Genomic DNA, 16,964 nt, shown 5'->3' on the forward strand with positions numbered 1-16,964 from the left:
CCGAATCACCCGGCCGCCGAAAGTGACGCGACGCCTAACGACGCGCGTCCGCCCACGTCAACAAGCAGAGGAAGTCGTGATTATGAGCGAGGAGCAGGCCACCGCAGCATGCTGCGGCACCGATGCGGCCGCCGGACAGGCCGACACCGGCTGCGGCCCGGACAAGAATGTCGCGGCGGACGCGGCCTGCTGCGACCCGGTCGGCACATCAGCCGCGCCTGATGTCAGCACGACGACTCCGATGGCCGGGCGGGTCGACGGGCCGTACCCGGTCGTGGTGATCGGCGCCGGGCCAGTGGGGCTGGCCGCGGCGGCACACCTGCACGAACGAGGGCTGCCCTTCACGGTGCTGGAAGCCGGGACCTCGGCCGGAGCCGCCGTGACCGAGTGGGGCCACGTGCAGCTGTTCTCGCCGTGGCGGTACAACGTCGACCACGCCGCCCGGCGGCTGCTGGAAGCCGCCGGCTGGGTCGGCCCCGACCCCGACCTGCTGCCCACCGGCGCGGAGCTGGTCGAGGCGTACCTGCGGCCCCTGGCAACGCTGCCGCAGATCGCCAGGCACGTCCGCTACGACGCCCCGGTCGCGGCGATCGGCCGCGTCGGCGTCGACCGGGTGCGGACCGCCGGCCGTGAGCAGGCGCCGTTCGTCGTACGCCTGGCCACCGGCGAGGACGTCCTCGCCGCCGCGGTCGTCGATGCCTCCGGCACCTGGCGCACCCCGAACGTGCTCGGCGCCAACGGACTCCCCGCGCACGGCGAGACCGACCCGCAGACCAGGACGTTCGTCGACCCGGCGCTGCCCGACGTGCTGGGCGTCGACCGTGAGCGCTACGCCGGCCGGCACACCGTCGTCGTCGGCGCGGGACACTCTGCCGCGAACACGCTGCTCGCGCTCGCCGAACTGGCGGCACAGCAGCCCGGCACGACCGTCACCTGGGCCACCCGGAGCGGTTCCATCGACCGGGCGATCGGCGGCGGGGACGCCGACGCGCTTCCCGGCCGGGGTGCGCTGGGCACCGGAGTCAAACTGCTCGTCGACTCCGGTCGGGTCCGGTTGGTCACCGGCTTCGCGGTGCACGCCGTCACCACCGTCGACGGGAACATCCAGTTGACCGCCGCCGATGGGCGTACGGTGACCGCGGACCGGATCGTCGCCGCCACCGGTTTCCGACCCGACCACCGCATCGCCGCCGAACTGCGCCTCGACCTCGACCCCGTGCTGGGCTGCACCCGGGCCCTCGCCCCACTGATCGACCCGAACGACCACTCCTGTGGCACCGTCCGCCCGCACGGCGTCGACGAACTCACCCAACCCGAACCCGGCTACTTCGCCGTCGGCATGAAGTCCTACGGTCGCGCCCCGACCTTCCTGATGGCCACCGGATACGAGCAGGTCCGCTCCGTCGCCGCGGCCCTGGCCGGGGACTGGGTCGCCGCCCGTGACGTGCAGCTCGACCTGCCCGAGACCGGCGTCTGCTCCGCCACCCCGAGCGTGGACCTGCCGCGTTCCGAACTCGGTCTGGTCACCGCCTCCGCCGGGGGCAGCTGCTGCGGCGGGTGACCGGTCGCTTCGCCGTCGAGGTCCCCGCCGGCCGGCCCGATGCCGGCGGGGACCAGCGCGGATCAGCCGCCGTGTCCCTCGGCCGCGCCGTCGGGCGTCAAGGCGCCGTCCGCGCCGCCGGTGTCCAGGTGCACGTGCTGGTGGCCCTGCCCGGCGTCGATGTTGATCTGGTCGAGCTGGGTGGCGGCCACCGACCAGGTGGTCACGGCGACAGCCGCCTGCCGCGCGGCCAGCGTCAGCCGTTCGTCGGCAGTGTTGTCGGCAGTGGCCAGGGCGAGCGTGTCGACCGCGATGGCGGCCTGTTCCACCGCGCTGCGCAGCCCGCCACGGGCGACGTTCGTGGCGGTCGTGCCCGACGGCGGGTCGGCGAACCGCTCGGTCAGCTGCCGCATGGTCTGCTGCCACTTGCCGACCTGCGCCGCCTCGGGTGGGCGGCCGGCGTCCGACGCCTGCCGGATGGCCGTGAGGATGGGCGACAGGTCGTCTCCGGTCCGGTGGGCCAGGTCGGTGAGCTCGATGATCTGCTGCGCGTCGCGCTCGGCGTCGGCCTTCTGCAGCTGCGCGATGCTCGCCTCGGTCTCGCTCGGCCGCCCCACGGAGTAGCCGATCAGCCCGCCGAGCAGGCCGGTGGCCAGCGCCGCCGCGGCGATGCCGGCGACCAGGCGGGTCCGGGCGGACCCCTTACGGGCGGGCGGATCGAGCAGGTAGGAGGGCCTTCCGGTCTTGGGGGACATCACACTCCTCGCATCGACGGCCATCTGGGTGGGAGATTAGCGCACCCTGACGCCGGCCAACGCGGTCATCAACCTCCTGCCGGACCGGTGGCGGTCAGCAGGGCCACCAGGTCGTCGAGGGTGTCCAGGGGCGGACCGCCGTTCAGGTCGATCTCGACGCCGTACTCCAGCTCGATCGCGTCGACCAGGCGCAGCAGGGCGAGCGAGTCGACGCCGAGGGCGATCAGGGAGTCGCCGGCCAGCACGTCGGCCGCCGCCACCTCGCCCGCCGTGGCCTCGCCCACAAGTGCCGCGACCCGCTCGCGCAGTGCAGTGTCATCCACGTCTCAGGACTCCTTCTTCACCTGTCGGACGATGTCGGCGATCTCGGCGATGGTCGGGGTGTCGAAGAAGGCGTCCAGCGGTACGTCGACCCCGAGTCGTTGCTGGATGCGACCGCTGATCCGGGTGATGGTCAGCGAGTGTCCACCCAGGTCGAAGAGGTCCTCGTGCACGCCGATGTCGGGGATCCGCAGCACCTCCTGCCAGATCAGCCGAAGCTCCGCCACCAGCGGATCGTTGTCGACCGGCCCGCTGGCATCGGCGTCGGTCGGCCGGACGGTCGGTGCGGGTAGTGCGGCCCGGTCCACCTTGCCGTTCGCGTTCAGCGGCAGCCGGTCGAGGATGACGTGGTCGCTGGGCAGGGCCGCCTGCGGCAGGCTCGACGCGAGGTGGTGACGCAGTTCGGCCGGCTCCAGCACCACGCCGGGTCGGGGCACCAGGTAGGCGACCAGGCGCGGCTCGTCGGTGTCCTGCCGGAGCACGGTGACCGCCTCGGCCACCCCGGGGTGGTCGAGCAGCCGAGCGTCGATCTCCCCCAGTTCGATCCGGTGGCCGCGGATCTTGACCTGATGGTCGGTGCGGCCGAGGAACTCGATGTGCCCGTCCGGCCGCCACCGGCACCGGTCCCCGGTGCGGTACATCCGCTCGCCGACCGGACCGTACGGGTCGGGTACGAACCGTTGCGCGGTCAGGTCGTCGTGCCCCAGGTAGCCGAGGGCCAGCCCGGCGCCGGCCAGATGCAGCTCACCGGGCAGGCCGACGGGTGCAGGCAGACCCGCCGCATCCAGGATGTACGCCCGCACGTTCGGCAGTGCAGTGCCGATGGTGACGTCCACGGGGTCGGCGGGAATGTCGGCCATCGTGGCGTACACGGTGGCTTCGGTCGGGCCGTACCCGTTGATCAGCCGGGCCGTGCGGGCCCGCAACTCCCGGGCGAGGGTGACCGGCAGCGCCTCCCCACCGGCGACCGCGACCAGCGGCGGCGCGGGGTCGCCCGGGGCACCGAGGCCGGCTTCCAGCAGCACCCGCCAGCCGGACGGGGTGGCCTGGGCGTGGGTGACGCCGGCGGAGCGGACCAACGTCAACACGGCCGGGCCGTCCAGGGCACTCACCGTCGAGGCGACCACCACCTGACCGCCGGTGACCAGGGGCAGGAAGACCTCCACCGTGGAGATGTCGAACGACAGCGACGTCAGGTGCAGCCAACGGTGCGTCGGCCCGCTGTCCAGCAGGTCCCGGACCCCGAACAGCATGTTCGCCAGCGAGCCGTGCCGGACCGCCACGCCCTTCGGACGGCCGGTGGATCCGGAGGTGTAGAGCACATAGGCCAGTTCATCGACGCCGGGGCGCTCGTCGGGTTCGGTCGGCAGCGAGCCGTCGAGCAGGGCGACGTCGGTCAGCGCCAGGGTGGGCCGGTCCGAGGCGGTTCCGGTGGCGGTCACCACCAGGTCCGGGGCGGCGTCGGCCAGCACCGCCTGCTGCCGGGCCGCCGGGTGAGCCGGGTCGATCGGCAGGTACGCGGCGCCGCAGCGCAGCACCGCCAGCATGGTCACCACCGCCTGCCAGGACCGTTCCAGTGGCATCGCCACAAGCGATGCGGGGCCGATGCCGCGCTGCCGCAACGCCCCGGCGAGCCGCCGACTGGCCTCGTCGAGTCGGCGGTAGCTCAGCGTCAGGTCGCCGTCGACCAGGGCCGGGGCGCCCGGGTCCGCCGCGACCCGGGCGGCGAACAGGTCCGGCACGGTCGCCACCGGATAGCTGCGGGCGGTGTCGGTGCCGGCACGGGTGACCTGGTCGAGTTCCGTGTCGGGCAGCAGCGGCAGCCGCGCCACCGGCCGGTCCGGGTCGGTGATCACGGCGGCGAGCAGGGTGTGCAGGTGTCCGCCGATGCGGTGTACCGCGTCGGTGTCGATGGCGGCAGGGCTGTGCTGAAGGCCGACCGTGATGCCGGTGGGCGCGTCGACGATCTGCACGTGCAACGCGTTGCGGGCGGCGCCGCTGAACAGCGTCCACTCCACCTGACTGGGCACGCCGGGAAAGGCCGGCTCGGCGGCACGCCGCCGGTAGGCGACGCTGACCGGGGTGAGCGCCGGTGCCGGCCGCAGGCCGGGCACGGCATGGGCCAGCGGTACGGCCCGGTGCCGGTACACCTCCCGCAGCCGGGCCCGCAGCGCGAGGGCATGCTCGCGGAAGGTCGCCGTGGCGGCGTCGGCGGCGACCGGTAGTTCGTTGACGAAGAGCCCGACCAGGTCGGCCTGCTCAGGGGTACGGGTGGACAACGCCACCCCCACCGGAACGCCCTGGTTGCCGTAGCGGGCCAGCAGGGCGTGCAGGGCTGCGAAGAGCACCTCGAAGCGGGTCACGCCCAGCGTGCGGGCCAGCCGGTCGACCCCGTCGACCAGGTCGGCGGGCAGGTCCGCGGCGACGGTGGCACCGGGTTCGGCGGCGGTGGGCAGCCGACGCAGACCGGGCAGGACCACGTCGCCGGGGCCGGACCAGTGCCGGGCCCAGTAGTCGCGGGCGGCGGGCAGGTCTGCGGCAACCCGCTGCTGTTCGGCCGCGGCGAGGCCGGTGTAGTCGCCCGCGGGGCCGCTGTAGTCGCCGACGCGGGCCGGCGGGTCGGTGGGCTCGTGCGTCCGGGCGGCGGCGTACGCGACGGCCAGGTCCCGGGCGAGGACGTCCTTGGAGGTGCCGTCGAAGGCCACGTGGTGTGCGGTGACCAGCAGCAGGTGCTCCCCGTCGGCGCCGGTGAGCAGGGTGAACCGGGCCAGCGGTCCGGTGTGCAGGTCGAACGGGCGGGCGATCTCCTCGGCGATCCGGGCATCGGTCAGGTCACCGAAGCCGACCGACGGGCGGGTGTCGGCCGGGGCCAGCCGCGGGGTGCCGTCGTCGTTGCCGGTGATCCGGGCGGACAGGATCGGGTGCCGCTCGATCACGCTCGTGCAGGCCGCGACGAGGGACTGGGTGTCCAGTTCGGCGCCGAACCGTACGCCCAACGCCATGTGATACGCCGCGCCGGCTGTCCCGGCCTGCTCGGTGAACCAGACCGCGTGCTGTGCGTACGTCGCCTCGGCGGTGCCCACATCTGCTCCCCTGGTTGTGCTGGCGGTGGTCATGTCTCGAACAGGTCGGTGAGCTGCCGTTTGAGCACCTTGCCGCCCTCGTTGTGCGGCAGCCGGTCGAGCACCAGGAGCCGGGCGGGCAACTGGTAGTCGGCCAGCCGGTCGGCGAGGAAGCCGCGTACCACGGGCAGGGTGAGGTCGTCCGGGCCGGCCGGGGGGCGGACCACGACGGCGGCGGCGACCGCCGAGCCGAGCACCGGGTGCGGTACCCCGACCACGGCGGCCTCGGCGACCAGGGGGTGTTCGTACAGTGCCGCTTCCACCTCCAGCGTGGAGACCTTGAACGCGCCGGTCTTGATCACGTCCTGGTGCCGGTCGGTGAGGTACAGGTAGCCGTCGGCGTCGAGGCGACCGACGTCGCCCATCCGCACCCACCCGTCGCGGAAGGTGGCCCGGTTGGCGGCCTCGTCGCGGTAGTAGGCGCGGGTGAAGGGGGCGCGCAGCCACACGTCGCCGGTGGTGCCGGCGGGCAGCGGGTTGCCGTCGGCGTCGGCGACCATCAGCTGTCCGCCGACCGGTCGGCCGACCGCGTCCCGCCGCGCCGGGTCGTAGATCATCGTGGTCTGCGCCGGGGCCGCCTCGGTGGAGGTGTAGTAGTTGACGATTGTCGCCGCCGGGAAGGCCTCGGCCAGCCGGGCGGCGACCGCCGGTGCCAGCGGCGCGGCGGTGGACCCGATCAGCTGTACGCCGCTGGTGTCCCGTCCGCGCAGCGCGCCGGAGTCGAGCAGTTCGACGGCGATCGACGGGACCACGAAGACGGTGCCGGTGCCGGGGGCCTCGACCAGCCGGGCGAAGCGCAGTGGGGTGAAGCGGGGCAGGGTCAGCGCGCCGGCCTTGGCGGTGAGCGCGTTGAGCAGCATGGTCTGCCCGGCGTTGGTGCCGATGGCGAAGGCGTGCAGGAACCGCCGGGAGTGGGCCAGGGCCAGCCGGCGGGGATGCTGCGGTGCCCCGGCGGTCAGGTTGGCGTGGCTGGCCGCCACCCCCTTGGGCCGCCCGGTGGTGCCGGAGGTGTAGAGGATCTGGGCGAGGTCACCGGGGCGGGCCGTCGGGGCGTCGACGTGCTCGGGGGGCGTCTCGGTGAGCAGGTCGGCGCAGGTCCAGACCGGCAGTCCGGCCGGCACGGGCGGGGCGGGGGTGTCGTCGCCGTGCAGCACGGCGGTGGCCGCGCAGTGGGTCAGCGCGTATTCGAGTTGTCCGGCGGCGAGCCGGTCGGACAGGGGCACGGCCACCCCGCCGGCCCGCAGCACCCCGCAGTACGCGACGGCGAAGCGGGTCCAGTCGCCGGCACCGAACAGCAGGCCGACCCGGTCACCTCGACGCAGGCCCCGGGCCCGCAGGGCGGCGGCGAGTCGACTCGACTCGGCGGCCCAGTCGGCGAAGGTCAGGGTGGCCACGCCGTGCACCTCGACGGCCACCTGTTCCGGGTGCAGACCGGCGCGCCAGTCCAGCAGGTCCGGCACCGTACGGGGTGCGGGTGTCGTCGGGGGCACCTCAGGCCGCCTTCCGGCCGGCCGGTACCGGGCTGGTCGCCATGCCGGCGGCCCGGGCCTGGCGTTCCTCGATGCCGACCAGGTCGTCCGGCGGTGCGTCGGGCACCTGGTCGTCGAAGCGGGCGAGCACCGGCGTGACAAGCGCGACCAGCGCCGTGATCGCGATGCAGAGCCCGAACAGCACGTAGAGCAGGCCGTGGCCGCGTCCCGGGCCGACGCCGAGAACCACGCCGACGGTGCCGGCCAGCACGCCGTCGGCGAGGAGCATCGGCTCGGTGATCCGGGCGGCGGCCGGGGCGATCAGACCCCAGCCCAGCGGCAGGGTGGACTGCGCGACCATCTGGTTGAGCGCGAAGACCCGGCCGTGCACGCGCGGCGGCACCTTGGTCTGGATGATCGTGGCGTAGACGCCGTTGACGATGGCCAGGGACGCGTACATGCCGAAGGCGCCGGCGGCGATCAGCGCCAGGTTGGGGCGCAGTCCGGTCAGCATGGCGGCCACCGCGATGCCGAGGGTGCCCAGCAGCACCGCGCGCATCCGGCGGTGCCGAGGGCCACCCCAGACCAGCATCACCAGACCGCCGGTGGCCGCGCCGATCCCGCCGGTGAGGGCGACCTGTGCGACCTCGTCGAGGTCGGCGAAGCCGAGCACCAGCGGGGAGAGCAGGAACAGCACCGGGAAGAGGAAGAGGTTCAGTGCCGCGAAGAAGGTCAGCATGGCCCGGAACTCCCGGCGGCGCAGCGCGTACCGCAGGCCGGCGAGGATCTCCGCGCCGATGCTCTCGCGGCGTTGCAGGGCCAGGGTGCGGGGGAACTTCACCACTGCCAGCACCGTGATGGCGAAGAGGTAGCAGGCCACGTCGACCAGGAGGATGCCGCGCAGTCCGACGGCTTGGAGCAGGGCCACGGCCGCCAGCGGCACCACGAACTGGGTGAGGCCGACGGCGGTCTGGGCCAGGCCGTTGGCGTGGCCGAGGAACCGTTTGGGCACCAGTTGCGGCACCGCCGAGACGAAGGCGAGGCGTTGGAAGGCCAGCGCCACCGACAGCCAGGCGGTGAACGGGTAGAAGTGCCAGATCTCGACCCGGTCGAGGAGCACCAGGACGGCAAGTGCGGCGTTGCCGCCGCCGGCGGCGACGCAGGCGGTCAGCAGGACGGCTCGCCGGCTGAACCGGTCGATCAGCGCGCCGGCCAGCGGCGCGATGAGCAGGCCGGGCAGCAGCGCCAGTACGGCGAAGAGCGCGAACCGGGCGAGGGAGCCGGTCTGCGTGTAGATCCACAGTGGTACGGCGAAGGTGGTGAGCGCGGTGCCCAGGCCGGAGGTGATCTGCCCGGCGGCGACCAGGCCGAAGCGCCGCATGCTCGGTGGTGGTGCGGTGTCCGTCCGGCTCCGGCCGGTCGGTGACGGTTCGGCGCCACGGTCGGAGACGGCGGCCAACTGCCAGGGCGGCTCGGGGTCGACCACGGTGAAGGTCTCGACGGCCGCCGGGCCGGGGGTGTCGATGCGCCGGTGCACGTCGGTGACGATCTCGGCCAGTTCGACGGCCCGGTACTTGAGGAAGTAGTGGCCGCCCTCGTCGATCACGGCGAGCGCGGTGCGGTCGCTGAGGAAGTGCCACTCGCGGTAGCGCTCCTCGTGGAACTCGGTGCCCCGGTCCCGCTCCCCCACCACCGAGATGATCGGTGCGCGCAGTGGTGTCACCCGCTGGCGCATCAGCTCGGTGAAGTACTCCTCGGAGACCTCCGCGTCGTGGCGCATCGCCCGGATCAGGAACCGCACCTCGTCGGGCGCGAGCTGACCGATGTTGGTGCCCTGCGCCTGCAGCCAGGTGCGGTAGATCCGGTCGCTGCGCAGCCGTTCCGCCAGCCGCAGGCGCAGCAACGGCCCGAGCAGGCCGCCGGCGGGTCGACCGAAGGGGAAGACCGCGCCGAGGTACACCGCCTGCAACTCCCGGCCGACGGCCTCCAGCCGCCGGGCCACCTCCACCACCAGGGCCCCACCCGGTCCGCAGTGTCCGTAGAGGATCAGCGGGCCGCTGACCCGGTCCAGGATCTCCGCGACGACGTCGGCGGCGACCTCGTCGATGGGCGCGGGGTCGTCGGCGACGCCGATGTCGTGTCCGGGTACGGCCACCGACAGCAGTCGGTGTCCGGGGGGCAGCGCGTCGGCCAGCGGCTGGTACACCACGGCGTTGCCGCCGCCGTACGGGACGCAGACCAGGGTGGCGATGCGCTGCGCGGCGGGCACCGGTGGGGTCAGCTCGTACAGCAGCCCGCTGCTGCCGGCCGCGTCGCCGCCGACCAGGTGCGCCAGTTCGCGTACGGTGCGGTGGCGGAACAGGTCCATCACGCTGACCGTCGGTGCGGCGGCGCCGAGCACCTCGGGCAGCTCCCGTCGTAGCCGGGCCACCACCTGGGTGGCCAGCAGCGAGTGCCCGCCCAGGTCGAAGAAGTCGTCGCCGGCGCCGACCTGCGCGACTCCGAGCACCGCCTGCCAGATCCCGGCGATCAGGGTCTCCACCGGTCCGTCCGGCGCCACCTGCTCGGCATCGCCGGTCGGTTGGTCGGTCGGCGCGGGCAGGGCGCGCCGGTCCACCTTGCCGTGGTCCTGCAACGGCAGCCGGTCCAGCAGCACCCAGCGGCTGGGCAGCATGTGTTCGGGCAGCCGTTCGGCCAGTCGGCGGCGTACCTGCGCCGGCTGAGGCGGATCCGTCTCGGTGGCTGGTTCCAGGTAGGCGACCAGCCGGTCGTCGCGCAGCAGCACGGCCGCCTGCCGGATCTCGGGGCAGTCCCGCAGGGCGGCCTCGATCTCCCCCAACTCGACCCGGTAGCCGCGGATCTTCACCTGGTGGTCGCGTCGGCCGAGGAACATCAGCTCCCCTTCGTTGCGCCAGCGGGCCAGGTCGCCGGTGCGGTAGAGGCGGGCGCCGGGTGGGCCGTACGGGTCGGGCAGGAAGCGTTGCGCGGTCAGCTCGGGCCTGTTCAGGTAGCCGCGGGCCAGCCGGTCACCGCCGAGGTACAGCTCGCCGGGCACCCCGACCGGCACCGGGCGCATCCGCTCGTCCAGCAGGTAGACCCGGGCGTGTGGCAGGGGCCGCCCGATCGGCACCGCACCGGTACCGGTCTCGGTGGCGGGTACCTCGTAGGTGCTCACGCCGACGGTGGCCTCCGTGGGGCCGTAGTGGTTGAAGATCCGGGCCCGCCCGGCCGCGAGCGGGGCGATCCGCTCCAGGTCGGATGCCTCGCCGCCGAGGATCAGCGCGCGGGCCGGCAGCAGGTCACCCGGTTCGGCGTCGGCGGTGAGCGCCGTCAGGTGCGACGGGGTGATCTTCAGGTAGTCGATGTGCCGGGCCCGCAGCCGCTCGGCGAGTTCCGCGCCGGTGCACCGGCGGGGCAGCAGGTGCACCGCACCTCCGGTGGCCAGCGCCAGATAGAAGACGGTGACGCTGAAGTCGAAGGACATCGACTGCAACAGTCCGTACCGGGCGGCCGGGACGATGGCGAACCGGTCGGCGACCCCGTCGAGGTACCGCAGCACCTGCCGGTGGGCCACCGCCACCCCCTTCGGGGTGCCGGTGGAGCCGGAGGTGTAGATGACGTAGGCCAGGTTGTCACCGGTCGCGGTGGCCACGGGCGCGGTGTCCGAGCCGGCGGCGACCTCGGCGGCGACCTCTTCCAGGCAGGCCGTGGGCAGCTCGGCCGGCAGCAGGTCCCGCAGGTCGGCGCTTGTCAACACGATGCTCGGACGGGCATCGGCGAGCATCAGGCCCAGCCGGGCGGCCGGCTGCTCCGGATCCAGCGGCAGGTAGGCCCCGCCGGCGCGGAGCACCCCGAGCAGGGTGGCGGCCAGTTCCACGGACTGTTCCAGCAGCACCCCGACCAGGGTGTCGGGGCCGACGCCCCGCCCGCGCAGCCAGCCGGCGAGCTGGTTGGCCCGCCGGTCCAGCTCCCGGTAGGTGAGCGTCTGCGACTGTTCACCTACCACCGCCGGGGCGTCGGGGGTGGCGGCGACGTGCCGGTCGATCAGGTCGGCCAGGGTCGTCGCGCCGCCGGTGACGCCTGTGGTGTCGTCGACCTCGGGTCGACCCAGCGCCAGGGTGCGGTCCCGCTCGGTCGGGTCGAGCAGGTCGAGGTCGACCACCGGGCGGTCCGGTGCGGCGACCGCGCCGCGCAGCAGCGTCTCGAAGCTGGCCGCCAGTCGCCGTACGGTGGCGGCGTCGAACAGGTCGGTGTTGTAGACGAACATGCCGCGCAGCCCGTCGACGCTCTCGCCGACGTACAGCGAAAGGTCGAAACGGGCGGTCGAGGCGTCCGTGCCCACCCCCTCGGCGCGCAGCCCGGCCGGCCAACCGCTGCCGCCCTGGTCGTAGTTCTGCAGGGTGAACAGCACCTGGAAGACGGGGGTACGACTCACGTCGCGCGCCACGTTGAGGTCGGCGACCAGCCGCTCGAATGGGATCTCCTGGTGGGCCAGCACCCGCACGACGGTGCCGCGGGTGCGCCTGAGCAGGGCCGCGAAGCTGGGTTCGGTGGCGGGTGTGTCCGGGCCGGTGGCGGTCGGCGACAGGTCGGCGCGCAGGGCGAGGGTGTTGACGAACAGGCCGACGAGCCGTTCCAGCTCCGGTACGACCCGGCCGGCGACCGCTGAGCCGATGGCGAAGTCCCGCTGGCCGCTGTAGCGGAACAGCACGGCCTGCAGGCCGGCGAGCAGCGTCATGTACAGGGTGCTGCGGTGGGCCCGGCTGAGTCGACGCAGCCCGTCGGTCAGGTCGGCGTCGAAGGCGAAGCGGTGGGTGCCGCCGGCGTACGACAGCACGGCCGGTCGGGGCCGGTCGGTGGGCAGGTCCAGCGGCGGCACGTCGGCCAACGCCGTACGCCAGTAGGCGAAGCCGTCGCCGCTGGCCGGGCCGTCCAGTCGGGCCCGCTGCCAGGCGGCGTAGTCGAGGTAACCGGTCGTCGGGGCTGCCGGGGCGGTGCCGCCGTCGCGCAGCGCGCCGTAGGTGGCGGCGACCTCGCCGAGCAGGATGTCAAGTGACCAGCCGTCGCTGACGATGTGGTGCATCGCCAGATGCAGCAGCTGCTGTTCGTCGTCGATCCGCACCACCAGGGCCCGCAGCAGCGGCGCGGCGGCCAGGTCGAACGGGGTGTCGACGGCTGCGGTGACGAGTTCCCGGGCGGCCTGGTCGGATTCAGCGGTGGCGACCGTGACCGGTACGCGGACCTCGGGCAGCACCTGCACGAGCGGTTCGCCGTCGGCGTTCTCGGTGAACTGCATCCGCAGGCTGTCGTGTCGGGCGGCGGTGGCGTCGAGGGCGGCCCGGAGCAGATCGATGTCCAACGCTCCGTGCAGCCGCACCGTGGCGTAGATGACGTAGGCGGCGGTGCCCGGGGTCAGCTGTTCGGTGAACCAGATCCGTTCCTGGGCGAACGACAGACGCGGCCGATCGGTGGATCGGCATGATTCCGGCGAGTCGGTACGACTCCAGGCCGGCGCGTCAACGTTCGTCACGCAGCGCCTCACTCCGATGACGGATGGGAGTCAGTAGTGTGCACGGCGCATCCAACAGCGCGGATCGGCTGATCGGTCCACTGTGTAAGACTCGATCGATCGATCCGGCACCCGTACGGCCCGGTCTACGGTCGGGAATGCCATTCACGGACGCCGTCATTCCGGTCGAGTGGGCCTCGGAGCCCCTGGCACCCGCCGAGTTCAGCGGTGCCGGAGCCACCACGGCGCCGCTGACCTGGGCGCAGCAGGTGCTCTGGCGCTCGATCAGCCGGTTCGGCTCCAACCACCGTTTCCTCAATCTGCGGCGTACCGTCGGTGTCTCGGCGCGGGCCGCGACCGACGTGCCCACCGCGCTGCGGGCGGTGGGTGCGCTGGTCAGCCGGCACGCCGCGCTGCGCACCCGGCTGCCGCTTGTCGACGGCGAGCCACGGCAGGAGGTGGCGGGCACCGGGGTGCTGCCGGTGCTGCTCCGCGCCGGGGTGGGTGACGGTGCCGAGGCGGCCCGGGCGGCCGCCGAGCGGCTCGCCGACGTCGCGTTCGACCACGCTGCCGAGTGGCCGCTGCGGGTGGCGCTGGTGACGGTGGACGACCGGGTACGCCAGGTCGTGCTGGTGTTCAGTCACACCACGGTGGACGCCCACGCCGCCGAGGTGGTGATGCGTGATCTTCGGCTGCTGTTGCTGCGCGGACGGCTGCCCACCCCACCCGGCCCGCAGTCGACCGACGTGGCCCGGTTCCAGCACGGCCCGGACCGCCGACGGTCCGAGCGGGCGGCGGCGTACTGGCTGCGGGAATACCGGCGGCTGCCGCAGGAGCCGTGGGAGGCGACCGGCCCGGGGCTCGACCCGCCGGCGCGGCGCGGCGTGCTGGTCTCCGCCGCCATCGACACGGCCGCCCGGATGGTCGCCGCCCGGCACCGGGTCAGCGCCTCCGCGGTGCTGCTGGCCGCCTATCACGCGGTCGCCGCCCGACACAGCGGCCGTACGCTTGTCGGTCTGTATCCCATGGCGCACAACCGGTTCCGCACCGAGTACGCAAATGCCGTGGCGAACCTGGGGCAGGTCGGCTTCTGCGTGGTGGACCTGACCGGCCGGCCCGATTTCACCGAACTGCTCTCCCGCGTCTGGATCGCCTCGCTCAACGGCCTGCGGCACGCGTACTACCACTCGGCCTCGCTGCGTGCGACCTTCGAGGAGCAGGGCATCGACTTCGACTCGATGTTCGGGCCGCACTACTACTTCAACGACGTACGGCTGTCGGTCGGTGGTGGCGGGACACCACCGGTGGCGACGCCCGCCGACCTTCGGGCCGCCGTGGCCACCAGCACCTTCTCCTGGACGGAAGGGCTGGAGCAGACGGCCTGGCACATGTTGGCCCACGTCGTGGACGAACCCGGTGGGGTGGGCATCACGCTGACCGCCGACACCCGGCACATCGCGATGGACGCCGTGCAGACGCACCTGCGCGAGATGGAGGAACTGGTGGTGGCCGCCGCCCACAGCGACGTGCCCTGGCCCTGGTCACCGCCCGCCACTGGCACGCTTCCCACCGCCGACGCGCCTCCCACCGCCGACGCGCCTTCCGCCGCCGCCGCGGCAGCCGAGGCGGGTGTCGTAGCGGTCGTCGCCGACGGCGAGGAGGTCGTCTCCGCGCCGTTCGACGGTGGGCGCGCCGCAAGCGCGCCGCTGACCTGGGGACAGCGGGCGATGTGGCGCAGCCTGGACGAGTTCGACTCCCCCGCCGGTTACCGGGCGCTGCGCCTGCCCCGTCAGCTGCCCGTCCCCGCCCGCGCGGAGCTGACCGTCGCGCGGGCGCTCACCGCGATCGGCGCGCTGCTGGGCCGACACGAGTCACTGCGCACCCGGTTCCGCCGCCGCGACGACGAACTGCACCAGGAAGCGGCAGCCGCAGGCCGGCTGCCGGTGCTCGTCCACCCGGTGCTCCGACCCGAGGACGACCCCGACGGCCGGAGGGCCGCGACCGGGTTGACCGCCCGACTGGGTACGCCCCGGTTCGACCATGTCGCCGAGTGGCCGCTGCGGGCCGCGCTGGTCACCGTCGACGGCCGCGTACGGCAGGTGGTGGTGGTCTTCAGTCACGCCACCGTCGACTTCCACGCCAGCGACCTGGTGCTGCGCGACCTGCGGGCGTTGCTGGCCGGCGTGACCCCCGCCGCTGCCGGCCTGCAGTCGCTGGGCCTCGCCGGCCGGGAACGCGATGTCGAGCAGCGGCGCTCACAGCGGGCGATCGCGTACTGGGTGCGGCAGTTCGCGGGCCTCGCGCCGAGCCTGTCCGAGGCGGTCGGGCCGGCACCGGAGCCCCGCTTCCGACGCGGCTCGCTGGTGTCCACGGCGGCGCACCACGCGGTGGGGCTGCTCGCGGCCCGCAACCGGACCAGCACCGCCAACGCGATCCTGGCGGCCACCGCCGCCGGGCTTACCGGCGACGGCGGCCAGCAGACGTGCGGGATCGTCGTGATGGCCAACAACCGTTTCCAGCCCGGGCACGCCGAGGCGATCGGCACCCTCAACCAGATCGGGTTGTGTCGACTCGACCTGTCCGACCGGCCCGGCTTCACCGAGTTGCTGTCCCGGACCGGGCGGGCGGCGTTGGACGCCTACCGGCACGCCTACTACGACCCGGCGGTGTGGGAGCGCACCTTCACCGACCTGGGACACGATCACGCGACCTTCCTGGCGCCCTACTGCTATCTCAACGACGCCCGGCTGCTGCGCGAGGTCGGCCCGGCGCAGTCGGATGCGGACCGACCCGGCCTGCGAGCGATGCTGGCGGACAGTCGCTTCCGCTGGTTGACCGAGCTTGATCAGTTCCCGTGGCGCTGCCGCCTCCAGGTGCTCGACGCGCCCGAGGGGATCGAGTTGATCGTCACCGCCGACACCCGGTACTTCCCGGCGCAGCGCGTCGAGCCGTTCCTGCGCGGCATCGAGTCACTGCTGGTCGAGGCGGCCCACCGGGACGTGCCCTGGCCGTGGACGCCGACCGCCGGATGACCCGCACGTGCACCGAAAACCGTTCGGCCGGTACGGCGTCGGATGCGATGATCTGGCGATGTCCTCCTCGCGTCGTGACCTGCTGCGGTGGCAGTTCGACCTGACCTGGTTGCTGTTCGACTACCACCTGCAACGGTTGACGCCGGAGCAGTTCCGTTGGGAGCCTGTCGCGCACTGCTGGACGGTCCGCCGGGACGCGGCGGGCCGGTGGGTGCCGGACTGGGCCGACACCGAGCCCGATCCGGTGCCGGTGCCCACCGTCGCCTGGCTCACCTGGCACATCGGCTGGTGGTGGGGCGTCGCCCTCGACCACCTGCAGGGCCGGCCACCCCGCGAACGCACCGAGATCCACTGGCCCGGCGACGGTACGCCCACCATCGAGTGGCTGGACGAGCTACGGACGCAGTGGCACGACGTGCTGAACCGGCTCACCGACGCCGACCTCGACCAGGTCGCGCCGTTCCCGTGGCCGTACGACCCGGAGCACACCGTGGCCCATCTGCTGGCCTGGGTCAACGCCGAGTTGATGAAGAACGCCGCCGAGATCGGTCAACTCCGGCTCCTGCATCAGGCGGACTCGGCCTGACCGTTCATCCGGCGGGTCAACTCGGCCGCCCGGTACGCCGCGACCTGACGTGCCTGGCCGGTCACGAAGCGCCGCAGCAGCGCCGGGGCGGTGGCCGTGACCCGCTCCTGCACCCGCGTCCCGGTCTCCTCGGCAGTCAGGTCCACCACCGCGCGTAGTCGCACCCGGGCGGGACTGACGACGTCGCTTACCAGTTGGGCACCCGGCCGGGTGGTGACCATGCGCACCCGGATCCGGTTGTCCCAGCGCAGCAGGCGCAGGAACCGGAACCGCTCGACCGCGACGTAGTCGGTCACCGTGCGTCCCTCGGCGTCCCGGCTGGTCCGCACGTCGTCGACCGCCACGATCAACGGTGACAGTCCGATGTAGCTGTGTGGATCACTCAGATGAGTGAACACCTGATCCACACAGGAGGAGACCAGGAAGGTTGTCACGAAAGCGATCTCGGGAGTCGGGCCGTCGAGCACGCTCTCATCCTGCCATCGACGACCGTAAACCGACATCTGTATAAGCGAATCATCGAAATGTTTGGTCACCCGTCGGATGACCGGTCGTGAGCTGCGCCGTAGCGTCAACGCGATTCACCTCGCACGGGCTCGGTCACACACAGTGATCGCCGGGCGAGTGTCG

General features: G+C 73.1%; 9 protein-coding genes. 3 read left to right on the forward strand and 6 right to left on the reverse strand.

Translation table 11 applies throughout. The annotated features are described in order from the left end of the window. Positions 1-241 precede the first annotated feature (241 nt). A complete protein-coding gene (locus tag C1A38_RS03985) occupies positions 242-1,561 on the forward strand; it encodes an FAD-dependent oxidoreductase (RefSeq protein WP_102656514.1) in 1,320 nt (439 codons plus the stop codon). A 62-nt stretch (positions 1,562-1,623) separates the two neighbouring features. On the opposite strand, the gene C1A38_RS03990 is transcribed toward C1A38_RS03985, so the two are convergent. From C1A38_RS03990 to C1A38_RS04010, 5 genes are all read right to left on the reverse strand, one after another. Beyond that, positions 1,624-2,295 (reverse strand): hypothetical protein, encoded by a 672-nt coding sequence (locus C1A38_RS03990; RefSeq protein ID WP_102656462.1) that lies wholly within the window; start codon positions 2,293-2,295, stop codon positions 1,624-1,626. A gap of 68 nt (positions 2,296-2,363) precedes the next feature. After that, positions 2,364-2,618 (reverse strand): acyl carrier protein, encoded by a 255-nt coding sequence (locus tag C1A38_RS03995; RefSeq protein WP_102656463.1) that lies wholly within the window; start codon positions 2,616-2,618, stop codon positions 2,364-2,366. 3 nt (positions 2,619-2,621) lie between these two features. Next, positions 2,622-5,732, reverse strand: a complete 3,111-nt coding sequence (locus tag C1A38_RS04000; RefSeq protein WP_102656464.1) for a non-ribosomal peptide synthetase — start codon at positions 5,730-5,732, stop codon at positions 2,622-2,624. After that, positions 5,729-7,228 carry a class I adenylate-forming enzyme family protein gene (locus tag C1A38_RS04005; RefSeq protein WP_233196599.1) on the reverse strand — a complete coding sequence of 500 codons (1,500 nt, stop codon included), beginning with the start codon at positions 7,226-7,228 and terminating at the stop codon, positions 5,729-5,731. Before C1A38_RS04005 ends, C1A38_RS04000 begins: the two co-directional genes overlap by 4 nt. 1 nt (position 7,229) lies before the next feature. Beyond that, positions 7,230-12,737, reverse strand: coding sequence for a non-ribosomal peptide synthetase/MFS transporter (locus tag C1A38_RS04010; RefSeq protein WP_102656466.1), 5,508 nt, complete (start codon positions 12,735-12,737; stop codon positions 7,230-7,232). Between the two features lie 137 nt (positions 12,738-12,874). On the opposite strand from C1A38_RS04010, the gene C1A38_RS04015 reads away from it, so the two are divergent. Together C1A38_RS04015 and C1A38_RS04020 are read left to right on the forward strand one after the other, a co-directional pair. Beyond that, positions 12,875-15,748 carry a condensation domain-containing protein gene (locus C1A38_RS04015; protein WP_158244841.1) on the forward strand — a complete coding sequence of 958 codons (2,874 nt, stop codon included), beginning with the start codon at positions 12,875-12,877 and terminating at the stop codon, positions 15,746-15,748. 58 nt (positions 15,749-15,806) lie between these two features. Then, the gene (locus tag C1A38_RS04020) at positions 15,807-16,334 is read left to right on the forward strand and encodes a DinB family protein (protein ID WP_102656515.1); all 528 of its coding nucleotides are present in this window, start codon (positions 15,807-15,809) and stop codon (positions 16,332-16,334) included. Here C1A38_RS04020 and C1A38_RS04025 read toward each other — a convergent pair. Next, entirely contained in the window at positions 16,316-16,801 is a 486-nt protein-coding gene (locus C1A38_RS04025) for an SRPBCC family protein (RefSeq protein WP_233196600.1), read from the reverse strand. The genes C1A38_RS04020 and C1A38_RS04025 overlap by 19 nt on opposite strands. Between the last annotated feature and the right edge of the window lie 163 nt (positions 16,802-16,964).

Source organism: Verrucosispora sp. ts21, from assembly GCF_002879555.1.
Classification (GTDB): Bacteria; Actinomycetota; Actinomycetes; order Mycobacteriales; family Micromonosporaceae; genus Micromonospora; species Micromonospora gifhornensis.